Raw genomic sequence first — 16598 nt, forward strand, 5'->3', positions numbered from 1 at the left:
GAAACCCTTATTGCTGAGTGGCTGTGGCTGGCGTCCCGCCCGTATCCTGCCCAGAATCCTGCTTGGCTGCCTTGCCCTTGAAGATGCGGCGCACCGTGACGAAGAGAAGCGGCACCAGGAAGACGCCGATCACGGTCGCCGCGATCATGCCGCCCATGACGCCGATGCCGACTGAGTTCTGCGCGCCCGAGCCCGCGCCGCTGGCGATCGCCAGAGGCGTGACGCCGAGGATGAAGGCCAGCGACGTCATCAGGATGGGCCGCAGGCGTTGTCGCGCCGCTTCGAGCGTCGCCTCGACCAGGCCCATGCCTGCCGCCTGCCGCTCAATGGCGAACTCGACGATCAGGATGGCGTTCTTCGAGGCAAGGCCGATCGTGGTGAGCAGGCCGACCTTGAAATAGACGTCGTTGGTCTGGCCGAAGAGTGTGGCCGCCGCCAGCGCGCCGAAGATGCCGATCGGCACCGACAGCATGACGGCGAACGGGATCGACCAGCTCTCGTAAAGCGCGGCGAGGCATAGGAAGACGACGAGCGCCGAAATCGCATAGAGCGACATCGCCTGGTTGCCGGAAAGCTTCTCCTGGTGCGACAGGCCGGTCCATTCATGCGAATAGCCGGCGGGCAGTTGCGCGACCAGCCTGTCGATCTCGTCCATGGCGGCGCCCGAGCTCTGGCCGGCGGCCGCGGCGCCCTGGATCTCGACCGCCGCCGAACCGTTAAAACGCTCGAGCCTGGGCGAGCCATAGGTCCAGTGGCTGGAGGCGAAGGCCGAGAACGGCACCATCGCGCCGCCGGAATTGCGGACCTGCCATTTGTCCAGATCCTCCGGCTGCATGCGGAAGTCCGAATCCGATTGCAGATAGACCGGCTTCACCCGGCCGCGATCGATGAAGTCGTTAACGTAGTCGCTGCCCCAGGCGCTCGACAGCGTGTTGTTGATGTCGGCGAGGCCGATGCCGAGGGCGCTGGCCTTTTCCTGGTCGATGTCGACCGAGAACTGCGGCTGATCTTCCTGGCCGTTGGGGCGGGTGCTGGCAAGCAGCTTGCTCTGGCTGGCCAAGGCCAGCAACTGGTTGCGCGTCTGAAGGAGCGCCTCGTGGCCGGCGCCGTTGACGTCCTGCAGGTAGAAGTCGAAGCCGCTGGTGTTGCCGAAACCCTGGATGGCGGGGGGAGCAAGCGCAAAGACCTGCGCATCCCTGATCCTGGAGAAGGCGCCCATGGCGCGGCCGGCGACCGCTTGCGCGGCCATTGCCGGCGTTGTGCGCTTGTCGAAATCCTTCAGCCGAACGAAGGCGATGCCGACATTTTGTCCGGCGCCGCCGAAACCGAAGCCGGAAGCGGTGAACACCCCGTCGACCGCGTCCTTCTCTTCCTTGAGATAGTGGTCGGTCACTTGGGCAAGCACGCGCTCGGTCCGGTCCTGCGTCGCGCCGACCGGCAATTGCACGCTGGTTATCAGGATGCCCTGGTCTTCCTCCGGCAGGAACGAGCTCGGCAGCCGGGCAAACATCCAGCCCATGGCGATGACGATGGCCAGGAAGACGACGAGGAAGCGCCAGGAACGGTTGATGATGCCGTGCGAGCCGTCGCGGTAGGCGATGGTGCCGCGATCGAACATGCGGTTGAACCAGCCGAACGGACCCCTTTGCCTCGCATGGTCCTTGGCCGGGCGCAGGATGGTGGCGCAGAGCGCCGGCGTCAGCACCAGTGCCACCAGCACCGAGAGCACCATCGCCGAGACGATGGTGACGGAGAACTGCCGGTAGATGATGCCCGTGGAGCCGCCGAAGAAGGCCATCGGCACGAACACGGCCGACAGCACGGTGGCGATGCCGATCAGCGCGCCGGTGATCTCGTTCATCGATTTGCGCGTCGCCTCCTTCGGCGGCAGGCCTTCCTCCTGCATCACGCGCTCGACATTCTCGACCACGACGATGGCGTCGTCGACAAGCAGGCCGATGGCCAGAACCATGGCGAACATGGTGAGCGTGTTGATCGAATAGCCGAAGAAGGAGAGCACGCCGAATGTGCCGAGCAGCACTACCGGTACGGCGATCGTCGGGATGATGGTGGCGCGCAGGTTCTGCAGGAACAGAAACATCACCAGGAACACGAGCACGATCGCTTCGGCGAGCGTCTTCACCACTTCCTCGATCGACAGGCGCACGAAGGGCGAGGTGTCGTACGGGTAGACGACTTCGACGCCTTGCGGGAAGGTCGAGCTCAGGCGATTGATCGTCGTGCGCACCGCTTCCGCCGTGCTGATCGCGTTGGCGCCGGTCGCCAGGCTGACGGCGACGCCGGCGGCCGGCTTGCCGTTGTAATGGGCTTGGGTGGTGTAGCTTTCGGCGCCGATCTCGACCTTGGCGACATCGTTCAGCCGCACCAGCGAGCCGTCGGTGTTGCTCTTCAGGATGATGTTGCGGAACTGCTCGGCGGTCTGCAGCCGGCTCTTCGCCGTTACCGTGGCGTTGAGCTGTTGGCCCTTGCGCGCCGGGAGGCCGCCGAGCTGGCCGGCCGAGACCTGCGTGTTCTGCGCCTCGATGGCCGTGGCGACATCGCTCGGCATCAGCGCGTATTGCGCTAGTTTGTCCGGGTCGAGCCAGATGCGCATGGCATAGCCGGAGCCGAAAAGCTGCGTCGAGCCGACGCCTTCGACACGCTTCAGCGTGTCGTTGACGGTTGAGTCGACATAGTCCGCGAGGTCGGTCGAGTTCATCTTGCCGTCGCTGGAGACGAAGCCGATGACCATCAGGAAGCCGGTCGAGGATTTGGAGACGGTGATGCCGTTGCTCTGCACGACCTGCGGCAGCTGCGACTGCACGAGCTGCAGCTTGTTCTGCGTCTGCACCTGGGCGGTGTCCGCGTTGGCGCCGCTGGTGAAGGTCAGCGTGATCGAGGCCTGTCCGGTCGAGGTCGACGTCGCCGTCATATAGTCGAGATTGTCGATGCCGGTCATGCCCTGTTCGATGACCTTGGTCACCGAGTTCTCGACGGTCTGGGCATCGGCGCCGGGATAGCTGGCGCTGATGTTGACCGTGGTGGGCGCGATCTGCGGATATTGCGAGATCGGCAGCGACTGCAGCGCCAAGAGGCCGCCCAGCATGATCACGATGGCGATCACCCAGGCGAAGATCGGCCGGTTGATGAAGAATCCCGACATCGCTTCAGTTCCCGGTTGCGCCGGAGGCCGGCTGCTTGGCGGCACCGGCGGCATTGCCGCCGGCGGCGGTCGCCGAGGCGGAATTCTGCTCGCGGTCCTTGATCTCGCCGGTCGTTTCGTCGATCGTCACTTCGACCGCTGTCGCGTCGCCTCCGGCGCGCACCAGCTGCAGGCCCTCGACGATGACGCGGTCGCCGTCGCCGACGCCGGAATCCACCAGCCAATTGTTGCCGACGCTGTTGCGCACGCCGAGCACGCGCTGCTCGACCTTGCCCTGGGTATTGACGACCATGGCCGTCGCCTGGCCCTTGGGGTCGCGGGTGACGCCGCGCTGCGGCACCAGGAAGCTGTTTTGCGCGACGCCTTCCTCAACGATGGCGCGCACATACATGCCGGGTAAGAGCAGCCGGTCGGGATTGGGGAACTGGGCTCTGAGCGCGAAGGTGCCGGTCGACTGGTCGACATTGGCGCCGGCGAACTCCAGCTTGCCGTTCTGCGCGTAGATGGTGCCGTTGTCGAGCTTCAGCTTGACGCTGACATTGGTCCCGCTGAATTTCAGCCGGCCTTCGTTGATCGCCTGGCGCAGATTGAGCAGGTTGGTGCTCGACTGCGTGACGTCGACATTGATCGGATCGAGCGAGCGGATGGTGGTCAGCACCGTTTCCTGGTTGGCGGTGACGAGTGCTCCGGGCGTCAGCGAGGATTTGTCGATCCGGCCGGCGATCGGCGCGGTGATCGATGTGCGGTTCAGGCTGATGCGCGCGGTTTCGACGCCGGCCTTGGCGGACGCCACATCGGCTTGAGCCTGTGCCAATGTCGCGGCGGCATCGTCATAATCCTGCTTCGACACCACATGCTGCTCCAGCAATCCGGAGTAACGGTCGAACTTGGCCTGCGCGGTGGGGAGCGCGGCCTCTGCCTTCTGCTGGGCGGCGACGGCGCTGTCATAGGCTGCCTGATAGCTCACCGGATCGATGAGGTAGAGCGGCTGCCCTGCCACCACCTCGGCGCCTTCCTGGAACAGTCGCTGCCGGATGATGCCGTCGACCTGCGGGCGCACCTCGGCAATGAGCGAGGCAGCCGTGCGGCCCGGCAGTTCGGCGGTGATCGCGACCGATTGCGGATGCAGGGTGACGACGCCGACCTCGGGTCTGCCGGAGCCTCCCATGCCGGGTGGCACCTGGCTCTTCTCCTGCGAGCAGGCTGCCAGAAAGAGGGCTGAGCCGAGCGCCGCCATTGTTGCTTGCCGGCGTGTCGGCAGGAAGGCCTGGCTGAATGGAATTCGCATGGCGTGGATCATCTTTCGCTGGAGGTTTGCGCTGGAAGATCGTTGCTAGACGATCCGACCCTCAAGAGGGAGCGTTGGCCGAGTACGAGCAAAGCGGAGCGCTATCGAAGGAAGCGCCCATTGGTTGCGACGGTTGTGGTCGGCAAGGGTCGAGCAGTGCGTCGAAGCGGCTCTTCGGCGGTTGCCGGTGGCAGCGCGAGGCGATAACGCCCGAAGCTCAATCGGATCGCGTCTTTGATCGCGGCGGCCCGCCGGGTAGGCGGCGGCGCATGCCGTCCGACCGGGAAGCCGGGCGCGACGGATGCGATCAGCCTCAGCATCATCAGGGCTTCCCACATGGTGCTCTCCATGCGCCCCGCGCAGCCACGGCCGCGCGAGGCATCGTCGATCGGAGGAAAGGACCGGCCGGCCCGTGAACGGGTGGGTCAACGGGCCGGCCGGCGCAGCCGGTCAGAGTTGCCCGCCATTCCGGGGTAGGGGTGGCTGGAGCTGTCCGTGCGGACCTCCGGGGCCGGCTGCATCGTCCGGCGGATCGCTCCATGGACCGGGGGGCGGGCCGTGCGGCCGATCCGCCGAAGCGAGGATTTCGAGCTGTTCGGGCGTCAGCTTGCCGCGCAGCGCGGCGATCGCGTCCTTCAGCTTCGCGGCCGCGGCCGCGCGTTTGGTCACCTCGTCGGCTAGCCGCTCCTGGAAGGCGAAGGGATCGCGCTGCGCCTGGTCGGGGGCGCCGGGAGCAGCCGGTCCGCCTGCCTCAGGGCCGCCGGGAGCGCCGGAGCCGTGGTCGAAGCGCGGCGGCGCCAGCACCGCCTGCAGCGCGCTGGTGTAGTCGCGCCAGGCATCGAGCTGTTCGGAGCGGATACCGATGCGGGTCTCGAGCGCCGAAAGCCGGGCGGCGAGCATTTCCGGCGGCGGCGGCCCCATGCGGAAGCCCTCCGGCCCCTGCGGTCCGTGTCGCATCGGCCCATGCGGGCCGGGCCAGGGCATCGGGCCAGGATTCGCGTCGTCCTGCCGGCCGATTGCCGGCGGTTGGTCGCCCGGTGCGCCAGGGTCGGGTTGGGCGGCCAGCACGGGATGGATGGCCGCGACCGAGAACAGGCCGAGCGCCAAAAGTCTGCTTCGCATGACGTAATCCTTTCCTTCATGCTTGCGATGGCAGGAGGATAGGAAGCGTCTTTTGCCGCTTTGCTTCGGCGCGTTGCCGAAGGTTTCCGCAAAAAGGAGATTTGTTTCCCAATGTTTCCGGCGCCACCACAGAAACATTCGGTTGCAATTTTCCATGCCGCTCGGCGGCGGCACTCCTTATAATCCCCACTCCCTATTATCGGGGGCGAAAAGGCAAATCGGGCAGACATGCAGGCACAATCCCATATCCTCGTCGTCGACGACGATCGCGAGATCAGGACGCTGCTCGGCCGCTATCTCGACGGGCAGGGATTCAGGGTCTCCGTGGCGGCGGACCGGCGCGAGTGCGAGCAGAAGCTCGGCACCGGCCAGTTCGACCTGATCGTGCTCGACGTCATGCTGCCGGACGGGTCCGGGCTCGACATCTGCCGGAGCTTGCGTGACCGCAAACCGCATATTCCGGTCATCCTGCTCACCGCGCTGAAGGAGGATGTCGACCGCATCATCGGGCTGGAGCTCGGCGCCGACGACTATCTCGGCAAGCCGTTCAATCCGCGCGAGCTCTCGGCGCGCATCCGCGCCGTGCTGAGGCGCTCCGCGCCGGAAGAGGCCGCGCCGCCCAAGGTTCGCGTCTACCATTTCGCCGGCTACCGGCTGGAGCCCGACACGCGCAAGGTGATCGATGCCGGCGGCTCGACGATCGACCTCACCGGGGCCGAGTTCGACCTGCTGCAGGTCTTCCTCGACCGGCCGGGGCGACTCCTGTCGCGCGACCAGTTGCTCGACCTGACCCAGGGGCGCGAGCGCGATCCGCTCGATCGCTCCGTCGACGTGCTGATGAGCCGGCTGCGGCGGAAATTTGCCGATGCCGGCGAGGACCCGCTGTTCAAGACCGTGCGCAATGGCGGCTATCAGCTGACCGCCCGCGTCGAAACGGCGGAGACTGAGGCATGACTTCGCTGCGCCGCCGGCTGATCATCCTGCTTGTCGTTTCGATCCTGGGCGTGGTCGGCCTCGCCACGTTCGTCGCGGTCAAGGTGCTCGGCGGGCCGTCGCCCGAACTGATCATGGGCCCGCTCGCCCACCAGATCCAGTACATGGTGCAGCTGGTTCCGGGCCATGTACGACAGGCCGGCGATGCGCCCGTCACCGTGAGCGACCGCCCGGCGAATGGTTTTGAGGACCGGAAGCACACACGGGTGCTGAACGAGATTCTTCAGAATGACGGTGTCGGCGTCTCCGCGGTCGTCAGCCGCAATGCCGGTAGACCTGGCATGGTCGCTTCGGTCGCGCTGCCCGACCATCGCTGGATGATCGTCGACGTTCCCGATTTCGGCCCGCCGCGCGACGTCTGGGACGGGTTGGCGGGCTGGATGGTGCTGATCGTGCTCGGCGCCACGCCGGTGTCGATCTATTTCACCGGCGTCCTGGTGCGGCCGCTCGAAATGCTAGAGGCCGCTGTCAGCAAGATCGGTTCCGACGGCGTGCTGACGACGGTTCCGGAAAAGGGGTCGGCCGAAGTCAGGGCCACCGCGCATGCGCTCAACCAGCTCTCCGCGCGGCTCCAGGCGGCGATGGAAAGCCGCATGCGCCTGGTCGCGGCCGCCGGCCATGATCTCAGGACGCCGATGACCCGAATGCGGCTGAGGGCCGAATTCCTCGACGAGGACCGCGAGAAATGGCTGAGCGATCTCGACGAACTCGACCGCATCGCCGACAGTGCCATCCGGCTGGTGCGCGAGGAGGTCAACCAGGACGCGGTCGAGGCGGTGGAACTGGACAGGCTGGTCCGCGACATCGAGACCGAGATGACGGCGCTCGGCCACGCCGTGACGATCGACCATCTCGATCATGTCTCGGTCAAGGCCGGCGCGCTCGGCCTGCGCCGCGCGCTGCGCAACCTGATCGTCAACGCCGCCACGCATGGCAAAAGCTGCAGCGTTTCGCTGTCCGGGCAGGGCGGCCGTGCGGTGCTGACCATCGCCGACCGCGGACCCGGCATTCCGCCGGACCTGTTGAACAAGGCGTTCGAGCCGTTCTTCCGGGTAGACCCGGCGCGCACGCAGTTCATCCCGGGCGCGGGATTGGGCTTGGCGATCGCGAAGGAGATCATCGAGCGGTATGGCGGGTCGATCCGGCTGGAGAACCGCACGGGGGGAGGGTTGGTGCAGACAGTGGTGTTTGGGACGGTTTAGGCGGTCGGAGGCTGCTAGTCGATATGTGCGCCTGCTTCCTCAACCACTCTTGCACTATCGGGCAAAGGCGGTTTTTTGACTGCCTTATCCCTTTCCCTTGAGCTCACAAGCAGGCACTGACATCGGCTCTCCACTCACGTGGGGTTCATGGGCGCTGCTATCGGTTTCACTGGCATTCAGTTGCGAGAGCAGCTTCAGCACCACTTCCCGCAGCCAGCGGTGCGTAGGATCGGTTGTATTGCGTTTGTGCCAGACGATGCAGACGAGGGCAGGATTGATCGGCATGGGCGGAATGTAGATCTCCAGCCTCAAGCGGGACGCCACCTTGCGCGCGAGTTGTTCCGGTACGAGCGCGACCAGATCGCTTCCCGCCACCGCGTTACAGACGCCGCCGAACACCGGCAGGGTCATGGCCACCCGCCGTTCGCGCCCCATCCGGGCCAGCGCGGCATCGCCCATGGCCTTGAGTTTGCCCTCGGGCGAGAAGACGACATGGCCGAGGTCGCAGAACAGGTCGATCGGAACGACATCTCCCGGCTTCACCTTCGCCCGTTCGAGCCTTGGATGCCCGGCGCGGGCAATCGTCACGAACGTCGACCGGAAGGCAGGAAGATAGTCGATCCAGGCCGGGAAATCGGTCTTGGGAACAAGGGCAAGGTCGATGCCATGCTTTTCGAGCGTGCCGACATAGTCGTTGGGCACCAGGTCCACCAGTTGGACCTGTATTCTTGGAGCAAGCTGGGAAATTGCATTGGCCAACGGAGGCATCAGCATTTCGGCAAAAAAATCCGAACCTGCGATCTTGAAACTTTGCTCGGCGTCGGCCGGATTGAAGCTGCCAGGCTCGGCAAGCAGCGCCGACAGTTCATCGAGGATGCGACGAAGCGGAAGTTCGAGGTTGCGGGCGTATTGCGTCGGCACGATGCGCTGCCCTTCGCGCACGAACAGCGGGTCGCCCAGCGACTGCCGAAGCCGTCCCAGGCCGGCTGAGACCGCTGGTTGCGACAGTCCGATGCGTTCTCCGGCCTTTACGGTCGATTGCTCGCGCAAAAGCGCGTCGAGCACCCGCAGAAGATTGAGATCGAAGTTCGATAAATTCATCGCTCGAATATATTTTATAATGACTATCGATTTCAATTATGAAATCGATTCTGGCAGTCTCCTTCATCGGAAATGACGTCGGATCGTGGGAGTTTTCGATGGCCGCTGCTTCGGTACCTTACAATGTCCAATGGCTCGGCACGACCTATAGGATCTGCCTGACCGCGGAGCAGACGGTCTCGCGGCTCGGAATATTCGAAAGCCTGAGCCAGCCGGGATATGGTCCTCCGCGCCATATCCACGACGAAGAGGACGAAACCTTCTACATCCAGTCCGGCGAGGTGGAGTTCTGGATGAACGGGCAAACGTGTATTGTCGGTCCGGGCAGCGTCGTCCACGTTCCGCGCGGAACCGAGCACGCATTCCGGGTGCTCGACGATCGCCCCGCCAGAATGCTCACCGTCATGACACCCGGCGGCTTCGAGGGCTTCTTCGCGGAGATGGCGACACACAAGTGCCGCATCCCCGATGACATGGATCAGATCGCCGCTATCGGAGCGCGTTTCGGTCTGACCTTTACGGGTCCGCCTTTGGGCGCGGCTTGGTGAATCGGCGAGATGACAAACTGCATTTCGGGTCCCTCATCAGGACTGAAACGCCGACCAGAAACTAACTTATTGAAAAAGCTGGTACGCCCAAGGGGAATCGAACCCCTGTTACCGCCGTGAAAGGGCGGTGTCCTAACCGCTAGACGATGGGCGCGCTCAGACGAAGCGGCTTATAATTGCGTTGTTCGCAACCGGCAACCCATCTGCAGCCACATGCGACAACTTTTTTCAAGGGTGGGAAAAAGGGCGGTTTTGGCCAGCTATTGTGGCGTCGCGTTCCTTCACACCCCCCTCTGTCTCTGCCGGACATCTCCCCCGCAAGGGGGGAGATTGGACGTTACCGCCGCTTTCGCCAATCGCCTACTTTGGAGGAAGAGCACCGCCGACGAAACTGCCAATCTCCCCCTTGCGGGGGAGATGTCCGGCAGGACAGAGGGGGGTACTGTCCCGCCAGCGTTTCGGATCTTCTGCACTGCCCTTGCGCCCATGGGCCACGGCATGGATGCTTGGGTCCCCGCACCGCTTGCGTCGCTACGCCAAGGATGACGAGGTTGGGGAGGCTCAGCCGTCGCCACCGCCGCCGCGGCGGCGGCAGCGCCAGTTCCAGTCGCGTTCGGGGCCGACGTCGACGTGGATCGATTCGGTGTGGCAATAGGTGCCGACACCGCCGCGGCCGGGCATCGAGCGGACATAGCTCGCCAGCTCCCACCTGGAGACGCCTGGCACCTGGATGTCGGCGGCGGCGCAGTACATGTGCAGCGAGTTCTTGGCGCCGTTGGCGCGGCGGTTGCGGGACGGGTCGCGATAGCCGGAGGTGACGACCATCTTGCGGCCGAAATGGCCCTCGATCGTCTTCAGCACCCGCACCAGCGAGGGCTTGAGGCACGCAACGTCGACGCTTTCGTTCTGCTTCAACAGACCGTTGGGCGCGAGCCTCGCCATACCGGCGGCGGACGCCACCTGGTAGGAGCCGCCGCCTTCGTCCTCGTTGAGGTCGACGTCGCTCTCGTCGTCGATGCCGGACTTGCGCTTGATCTCGAACAGCGCCGTCTGGCGCACGCCGGGCAGGGCGTCGGCGCCGGTGATGTGGCTGCCGCTGTCGTCGCCGAGGGAAGCGAGCTGCACCGGCTTGTCGCCGGGCGTCGCGGAGGCCAGCGTCACGATCGGCTTCGCCGGCGGCGGCGTGGTCTTGGCCTGGGCGGCGGGCTGGTCGGCCGAACGGGTGTTGACCAGCGGCGCGGTGGCGGCGGAGGCCGGCGTGGTGCTGAACAGCGAGGCGAAAAGGCCCTTCTTGGGCGCGGCGATCGGCTGCTGCGGCGGCTCGCCCGCCGTCACGTAGACGCCGCCATCGTTCATGACCGGCGCAGCCTGAGCCTGCGCCTGTGATGCGGCCGCTGCGGCGTCGCCGGCGGCGACCTTCTCGGCGGCGGCTTTCGTCTCGTCGGCCGTCTGCGCGGGCTGCGCCAGCGCTTGCGGCGTGTTCCCGGCTATCGAGGTGGCGCCCGCTGGAACGGCGACGCTGGGGAAGGTGGCGCCGGGGCGGGTCTCCGGCACATAGGCGACCTTTTCCGGCAGGGGCTTGTCGTCCTCGCTCATCACGGTCGATGACGCTTCCGAGGAGGCCGACGTCACCTGCAAGGTCGAATCGGTCGAAGTTGCAGGCTTGGCGCCGGAAGCCGCGCTCATCTCGGTGGCGGTCGAATTATAGGCCGGCGTGACGACCGACATCGTCGGGTCGCCGGTCGAGGTGCAGGAGGCCAGAAGCACTGAGAAAAGCGCTGCCGCTATGCTGCGGCTTTCCCTTCGTGCGAGACGCCAACCCTCTGGTTTCAAAACAAATTTCCCCCTTGGCATCCGGTCCGTTCATCATCGCCGTGGCGCTCCAGTGCCCCTGGCGACGACCTCCTGTTCCCGAACCGGAAACGGGATCTGTATCGTATCTGCAAGCCTCGGATTTATTCTGCGTCTGAAGGCGAATTGAGGTTGCGAAAACGATTAACGCCACCATTTCGGCCTGTTTTGCCAGCCCGTCAACTCACCAGACATTACAGTCCGTTACACACGCATCTTGACATAGGTGCCCGGCGCATCTCCCAGGGTTTTCATACGCTTGCCCGGTTTGCGGGCGGGCACATGCACATTGTCCTGGCTTTCGATCCAGTGCTGCCAGTGCGTCCACCAGGATCCCAGATGCTCGTGCGCGGTGGCGAACCACTGGCCGAAGTCGCCCACCGGCCTGCCGCCCGTCCAGAACTGGTATTTGTGCGCCGCGGGCGGATTGACGACGCCGGCGATGTGGCCCGAGCCCGCCATCACATACTCGACGTCGCCGCCGAAAAACTGCGAGCCGAGGAACACCGAGAGCGCCGGCGCGATGTGGTCCTCTTTCGTGGCAAGGTTGTAGACCGGTATCGTGATGTCGGCCAGCGAGACGGTGCGGCCGGCAAGCTCCATCGTGCCGCGCGAGAGATTGTTCTCAAGATAGCAGTTGCGCAGGTAGAAGGAGTGGTTGGCCGCCGCCATGCGGGTCGAATCGGCGTTCCAGTAGAGCAGGTCGAAGGGCAGGGGGTCCTTGCCGCGCATGTAGTTGTTGATGACATAGGGCCAGATCAGGTCGCCCGAGCGCAGCATGTTGAAGGCGGTCGCCATCTTGGTGCCTTCGAGGTAGCCCTTCTCGCTCATCGAGCGCTCGACCGCGGCAACCTGGTCTTCGTCGACGAAAACCTTCAGGTCGCCGGCATGGGTGAAATCGACCTGGGTGGTGAAGAAGGTCGCCGACTTGATGCGGTGGTCGCCTTCCTGCGCCAGAAGCGCAAGTGCTGCCGCCAGCAGCGTGCCGCCGACGCAATAACCGATCGCGTTCACCTCCTTCTCGCCGGTCGCCTTCTCGACGATGTCGAGGCCGTATTGCAGGCCCTCGCGGATATAGGCCTCCCATCCCTTGGCGCCGTGGCGCTCATCCGGGTTGATCCAGGAGATGACGAAGACGGTGTGGCCCTGCTCGATCGCCCAGCGGATGAAGGACTTCTGCGGGTTGAGATCGAGGATGTAGTATTTGTTGATCCATGGCGGGCAGACGAGCAGCGGCCGCTTCAGCACCGTCTCCGTCGTCGGATCGTACTGGATGATCTCGGCGACGTCGCTGCGGCCGATCACCTTGCCGGGCGTCGTGGCGATGTTCTTGCCGATCTCGAACGGCGCGTAGTCCGCCTGGCGGAGCTTCAGGTCGCCCCTGCCGGCGGCGATGTCCTCGGCCAGCATCTTCATGCCGCGCACCAGGTTCTCGCCGTTGGAGGCGACGGTCTCGCGGAACAATTCCGGGTTGGTCAGGATGAAGTTCGACGGCGCGATCGCGTTGGAGACCTGCTTGACGTAGAAGCTCGCCTTGTGGCGGGTGTGCTCGTCCAGGCCCTCGGCATGCTCGACCAGGTCCGCGGCCCAGCGCGAGGTGACGAGATAGGCCTGTTTCAGGAAATCGAAGAAGGCGTTGCGGCCCCATTCCGGGTCCTGGAAGCGCTTGTCGCCGCGTTCGGGCTTCACCGCGTCCTCGGGCCTTTCGGCATTGGGGCTGACCTTCTGGATGGCGTTCGCCCAGACCGTCATGTAGCCGGCGAAGAGCCGCGTCTGCGCTTCCAGCGCGCGCTGCGGGTCGGCCAGCCAGTATTCCGAGAGCTTGGAGAAGGTCTTGACCATGTCGACCACGGGTTCGGCGACATGGTCGCGCACCTCGCCCTTCTCGCGCGGCTCGGCCCAGGCGGAGGCCGCCTTGCCGGCCTGCTCGACCATGCGCGCCATGTTCAGCGCGAACCGTTCGGGATCTTTCACCAGATATTGCTCGACGGTCGAAGGTCCGTCATTTTCCGCTTTGTCCGAATCGGTCGCTTTGGACATGGTTCGCGGGGTTCCTCCCGGAGCGTTTTCTTGACATATTATCATGGGACATCCGACCGGGTCCAACTCGCTCTAACCCGGCTGCCAGGAAAACAATATGACGATTGATGTTGGCGGGACTTATTTTCTCGGCGCCGGTTCGATTTGCCGCATCGCTGCCGCGGCCGCGCTGCTGTGCGCGCCGCTGCTGGCCGGCGGCTGCACCAGCACCGGCGCGAACAATTCGGCGCCGACGGCGCTGGCGGAGGGACCGAAGGACACCGGTTCCTATCCGAACCTCAATATTCGTCCCCAGGTCGCGGCCAAGCAACTGAGCAAGGAGGAGACCGCCGCCAAGCTCGGCGAGCTCAAGGCCGACGAGCAGGCGCAGCTCGCCAAGGGCGGCGGCGCGAAACCAGCCGCCAATACGGCCGCGCTCAACACACTCGCCAGGACGCATGGCGACGACACGCTGAAGCAGATCGAGGGCAAATGCGATCCGGCCCTCGACCCTAACTGCAATTAGGTTTATATCGCGCGCCGAAAGCGCCCCCTTTTGATCGTCTGGAACTGAAATGGAAGAGTTTCACAAGGTCCGCCGGCTTCCGCCCTACGTGTTCGAGCAGGTCAACCGGTTGAAGGCCAGCGCCCGCTCGCGCGGTGCCGACATCATCGACCTTGGCATGGGCAATCCGGACCTGCCGACGCCGAAATCCATCGTCGACAAATTGTGCGAAGTGGTGCGCGATCCGCGCACGCATCGCTATTCGTCCTCGCGCGGCATTCCGGGCCTGCGCCGCGCCCAGGCGAACTACTATGCCCGCCGCTTCGGCGTGAAGCTCAACCCCGACACGCAGGTGGTGGCGACGCTTGGCTCGAAGGAAGGCTTCGCCAACATGGCGCAGGCGATCACCGCGCCGGGCGATGTCATCCTGTGCCCCAATCCGACCTATCCGATCCACGCCTTCGGCTTCATCATGTCGGGCGGCGTCATCCGCTCGCTGCAGGTGGAGCCCGATGACGGCTTCATCCCGGCCGTCGAGCGCGGCATCCGCCACTCGATCCCGAAGCCGCTAGCGCTGATCCTCAACTATCCGTCGAACCCGACGGCGCTGGTCGCCTCGCTCGATTTCTACAAGGACGTGGTCGCCTTCGCGAAGAAGAACGACATCATCATCCTGTCGGACCTTGCCTATTCGGAGATCTACTTCGACGGCAACCCGCCGCCTTCGGTGCTGCAGGTCCCGGGCGCGATCGACGTCTGCGTCGAGTTCACCTCGATGTCGAAGACCTTTTCCATGCCTGGCTGGCGCATGGGCTTCGCGGTCGGCAACGAACGGCTGATCGCGGCGCTGACCCGGGTCAAATCCTATCTCGACTACGGCGCCTTCACGCCGATCCAGGTGGCGGCGGCGCATGCGCTGAACGGTGACGGCGCCGACATCGAGGAGGTGCGCGAGGTCTACCACAAGCGGCGCGACGTGATGGTCGATTCCTTCGGCCGCGCCGGCTGGACCATTCCGGCGCCGGCGGCCTCGATGTTCGCCTGGGCGCCGATCCCGGAACAGTTCCGCCAGCTCGGCTCGCTCGAATTCTCCAAGCTGCTCATCGAGCATGCCGACGTCGCGGTGGCGCCGGGCATCGGCTTCGGCGAGCACGGCGACGACTTCGTGCGCTTGGCGCTGGTCGAGAACGAGCACCGGATCCGGCAGGCGGCGCGCAACATCAAGCGCTTCCTGGCCTCGACCGCCAAGCAGCCCAATAATGTCGTGCCGCTCACGGCCCGCCGCTGATCTCGCCGCACATCACACCGACCAATCTTTGAGGGGCGTCGCCGGACATGGCTGAAGCGTTGCGTGTTGGAATTGCCGGCCTCGGCACGGTGGGCGCCTCGGTGGCGCGCGTGCTCGACGAAAAGGCGGCCGAGCTCACCCGCCAGTGCGGTCGCGACATCGTCGTCACAGCCGTCTCGGCGCGCGACCCGAAGCGCGACCGTGGTGTCGATCTCTCCACCGCCAAGTGGTTCGACGATGCGGTGGAGATGGCCGAAAAGGCCGATATCGATGTCTTTGTCGAGCTGATCGGCGGCGACGAAGGGCCTGCGCGGGCCTCGGTCAAGGCGGCGCTCGAGGCCGGCCGCCATGTCGTCACCGCGAACAAGGCGCTTTTGGCCAAGCATGGCGTGCAGCTCGCCGAGATCGCCGAGAAGAAGGGCGTGCTGCTCAACTACGAGGCGGCGGTGGCCGGCGGCATCCCGGTCATCAAGACGATGCGCGAGGCGCTGGCCGGCAATCAGGTCACCCGCGTCTTCGGCATCCTCAACGGCACCTGCAACTACATCCTGACCCGCATGGAGGCCGAAGGCATCTCCTTCGACGCCTGCCTCAAGGACGCGCAGCGGCTCGGCTATGCCGAGGCCGATCCGACCTTCGACATCGAGGGCCACGACACGGCGCACAAGCTGTCGATCCTGACCAGCCTTGCCTTCGGCACCAGGATCGCCGCCAACGACATCTATATGGAAGGCATCTCCAACATCACCCAGGCCGATATCCGCGCGGCCGCCGATCTCGGCTACCGCATCAAGCTGCTCGGCGTCGCGCAGCGAACCGAAAGCGGCATCGAGCAACGCGTGCACCCGACCATGGTGCCGACGGCCTCCGTCATCGCGCAGGTGCACGGCGTCACCAACGCGGTGGCGATCGAGACCGACATTCTGGGCGAGCTTTTGCTCTCCGGTCCCGGCGCCGGCGGCAACGCCACCGCCTCGGCGGTGGTCGGCGATATCGCCGACATCGCCAAGAGCCGGCCGGGCTTCCAGCACGGGCCGGTCTTCGGCTGGCCGGCGAAGGAGCTGAAGCCATACAGGAAGGCGCAGATGCGAAGCCACGCCGGCGGCTATTTCATCCGGCTCACCGTGCATGACCGCATCGGCGTCTTCGCGGCAATCGCCAAGCGCATGGCCGACAACGACATTTCGCTGGAATCGATCGTCCAGCAGGCGGCCGGGCCGGAAACCGAAGCGCAAAAGACGGTGATCCTCGTCACCCACGAGACGACGGAAGCAGCGGTGCGCAAGGCGGTCGAGGGCGTCACCAAGGACGGCCATCTCACCGACAAGCCGCAGGTGATCCGCATCGAGCGGGCGGAATAACCCCAAAGCGCGTCGCGATCTCGCCACTTGCGGGAGGCGTGCTTTAGGTCACGTTCCGCCTTCAATCGATTGATATTGCTGCAATTTCAAAAATTGACATGGCAAGTCTTGCCGTTGTCATGGAGCTTTGCCAGAAGAAGCGCGCCTCTGGCGGGAG

General features: G+C 65.0%; 13 protein-coding genes and 1 tRNA gene. 6 read left to right on the forward strand and 8 right to left on the reverse strand.

The window, feature by feature from the left end:
* Positions 1–7: 7 nt before the first annotated feature.
* The 4 genes from EJ070_RS23225 to EJ070_RS23240 all read right to left on the reverse strand — a co-directional run bounded on the left by EJ070_RS23225 (position 8) and on the right by EJ070_RS23240 (position 5573).
* Positions 8–3163 (reverse strand): efflux RND transporter permease subunit, encoded by a 3156-nt coding sequence (locus EJ070_RS23225; RefSeq protein ID WP_126093432.1) that lies wholly within the window; start codon positions 3161–3163, stop codon positions 8–10.
* 4 nt (positions 3164–3167) lie between these two features.
* Positions 3168–4451 carry an efflux RND transporter periplasmic adaptor subunit gene (locus tag EJ070_RS23230; protein WP_126093433.1) on the reverse strand — a complete coding sequence of 428 codons (1284 nt, stop codon included), beginning with the start codon at positions 4449–4451 and terminating at the stop codon, positions 3168–3170.
* A gap of 101 nt (positions 4452–4552) precedes the next feature.
* Positions 4553–4789: a hypothetical protein gene (locus EJ070_RS23235; RefSeq protein ID WP_126093434.1), complete on the reverse strand. Its 237-nt coding sequence runs from the start codon at positions 4787–4789 to the stop codon at positions 4553–4555.
* Between the two features lie 112 nt (positions 4790–4901).
* Positions 4902–5573 (reverse strand): hypothetical protein, encoded by a 672-nt coding sequence (locus EJ070_RS23240; protein ID WP_126093435.1) that lies wholly within the window; start codon positions 5571–5573, stop codon positions 4902–4904.
* Between the two features lie 228 nt (positions 5574–5801).
* On the opposite strand from EJ070_RS23240, the gene EJ070_RS23245 reads away from it, so the two are divergent.
* Positions 5802–6527 (forward strand): response regulator, encoded by a 726-nt coding sequence (locus EJ070_RS23245; protein ID WP_126093436.1) that lies wholly within the window; start codon positions 5802–5804, stop codon positions 6525–6527.
* Positions 6524–7768: an ATP-binding protein gene (locus EJ070_RS23250; RefSeq protein WP_126093437.1), complete on the forward strand. Its 1245-nt coding sequence runs from the start codon at positions 6524–6526 to the stop codon at positions 7766–7768. Before EJ070_RS23245 ends, EJ070_RS23250 begins: the two co-directional genes overlap by 4 nt.
* Positions 7769–7852: 84 nt before the next feature.
* Here EJ070_RS23250 and EJ070_RS23255 read toward each other — a convergent pair whose 3' ends face one another.
* The gene (locus EJ070_RS23255) at positions 7853–8905 is read right to left on the reverse strand and encodes a LysR family transcriptional regulator (RefSeq protein ID WP_245464651.1); all 1053 of its coding nucleotides are present in this window, start codon (positions 8903–8905) and stop codon (positions 7853–7855) included.
* A 62-nt stretch (positions 8906–8967) separates the two neighbouring features.
* On the opposite strand from EJ070_RS23255, the gene EJ070_RS23260 reads away from it, so the two are divergent.
* A complete protein-coding gene (locus EJ070_RS23260; protein ID WP_126093438.1) occupies positions 8968–9417 on the forward strand; it encodes a quercetin 2,3-dioxygenase in 450 nt (149 codons plus the stop codon).
* A 79-nt stretch (positions 9418–9496) separates the two neighbouring features.
* Here the strand turns inward: EJ070_RS23260 and EJ070_RS23265 are convergent.
* From EJ070_RS23265 to phaC, 3 genes are all read right to left on the reverse strand, one after another.
* Positions 9497–9571, reverse strand: a tRNA-Glu gene (locus tag EJ070_RS23265).
* 407 nt (positions 9572–9978) lie between these two features.
* Positions 9979–11145 carry a YcbK family protein gene (locus EJ070_RS23270; protein WP_245464957.1) on the reverse strand — a complete coding sequence of 389 codons (1167 nt, stop codon included), beginning with the start codon at positions 11143–11145 and terminating at the stop codon, positions 9979–9981.
* 327 nt (positions 11146–11472) lie between these two features.
* Complete coding sequence (phaC, locus tag EJ070_RS23275) at positions 11473–13308, reverse strand: class I poly(R)-hydroxyalkanoic acid synthase (RefSeq protein ID WP_126093440.1); 1836 nt, start codon at positions 13306–13308, stop codon at positions 11473–11475.
* Between the two features lie 97 nt (positions 13309–13405).
* Between phaC and EJ070_RS23280 the strand changes: the two genes are divergently transcribed.
* The 3 genes from EJ070_RS23280 to EJ070_RS23290 are packed head-to-tail and all read left to right on the forward strand — an operon-like array spanning position 13406 to position 16441.
* On the forward strand, positions 13406–13813 hold the full coding sequence (locus EJ070_RS23280) for a hypothetical protein (protein WP_189350016.1): 408 nt from the start codon (positions 13406–13408) through the stop codon (positions 13811–13813).
* A 49-nt stretch (positions 13814–13862) separates the two neighbouring features.
* Entirely contained in the window at positions 13863–15080 is a 1218-nt protein-coding gene (locus tag EJ070_RS23285; protein ID WP_126093441.1) for an LL-diaminopimelate aminotransferase, read from the forward strand.
* A 47-nt stretch (positions 15081–15127) separates the two neighbouring features.
* The gene (locus tag EJ070_RS23290; protein ID WP_126093442.1) at positions 15128–16441 is read left to right on the forward strand and encodes a homoserine dehydrogenase; all 1314 of its coding nucleotides are present in this window, start codon (positions 15128–15130) and stop codon (positions 16439–16441) included.
* Positions 16442–16598 lie beyond the last annotated feature (157 nt).

It is taken from the genome of Mesorhizobium sp. M1E.F.Ca.ET.045.02.1.1 (assembly GCF_003952485.1).
GTDB lineage: Bacteria > Pseudomonadota > Alphaproteobacteria > Rhizobiales > Rhizobiaceae > Mesorhizobium.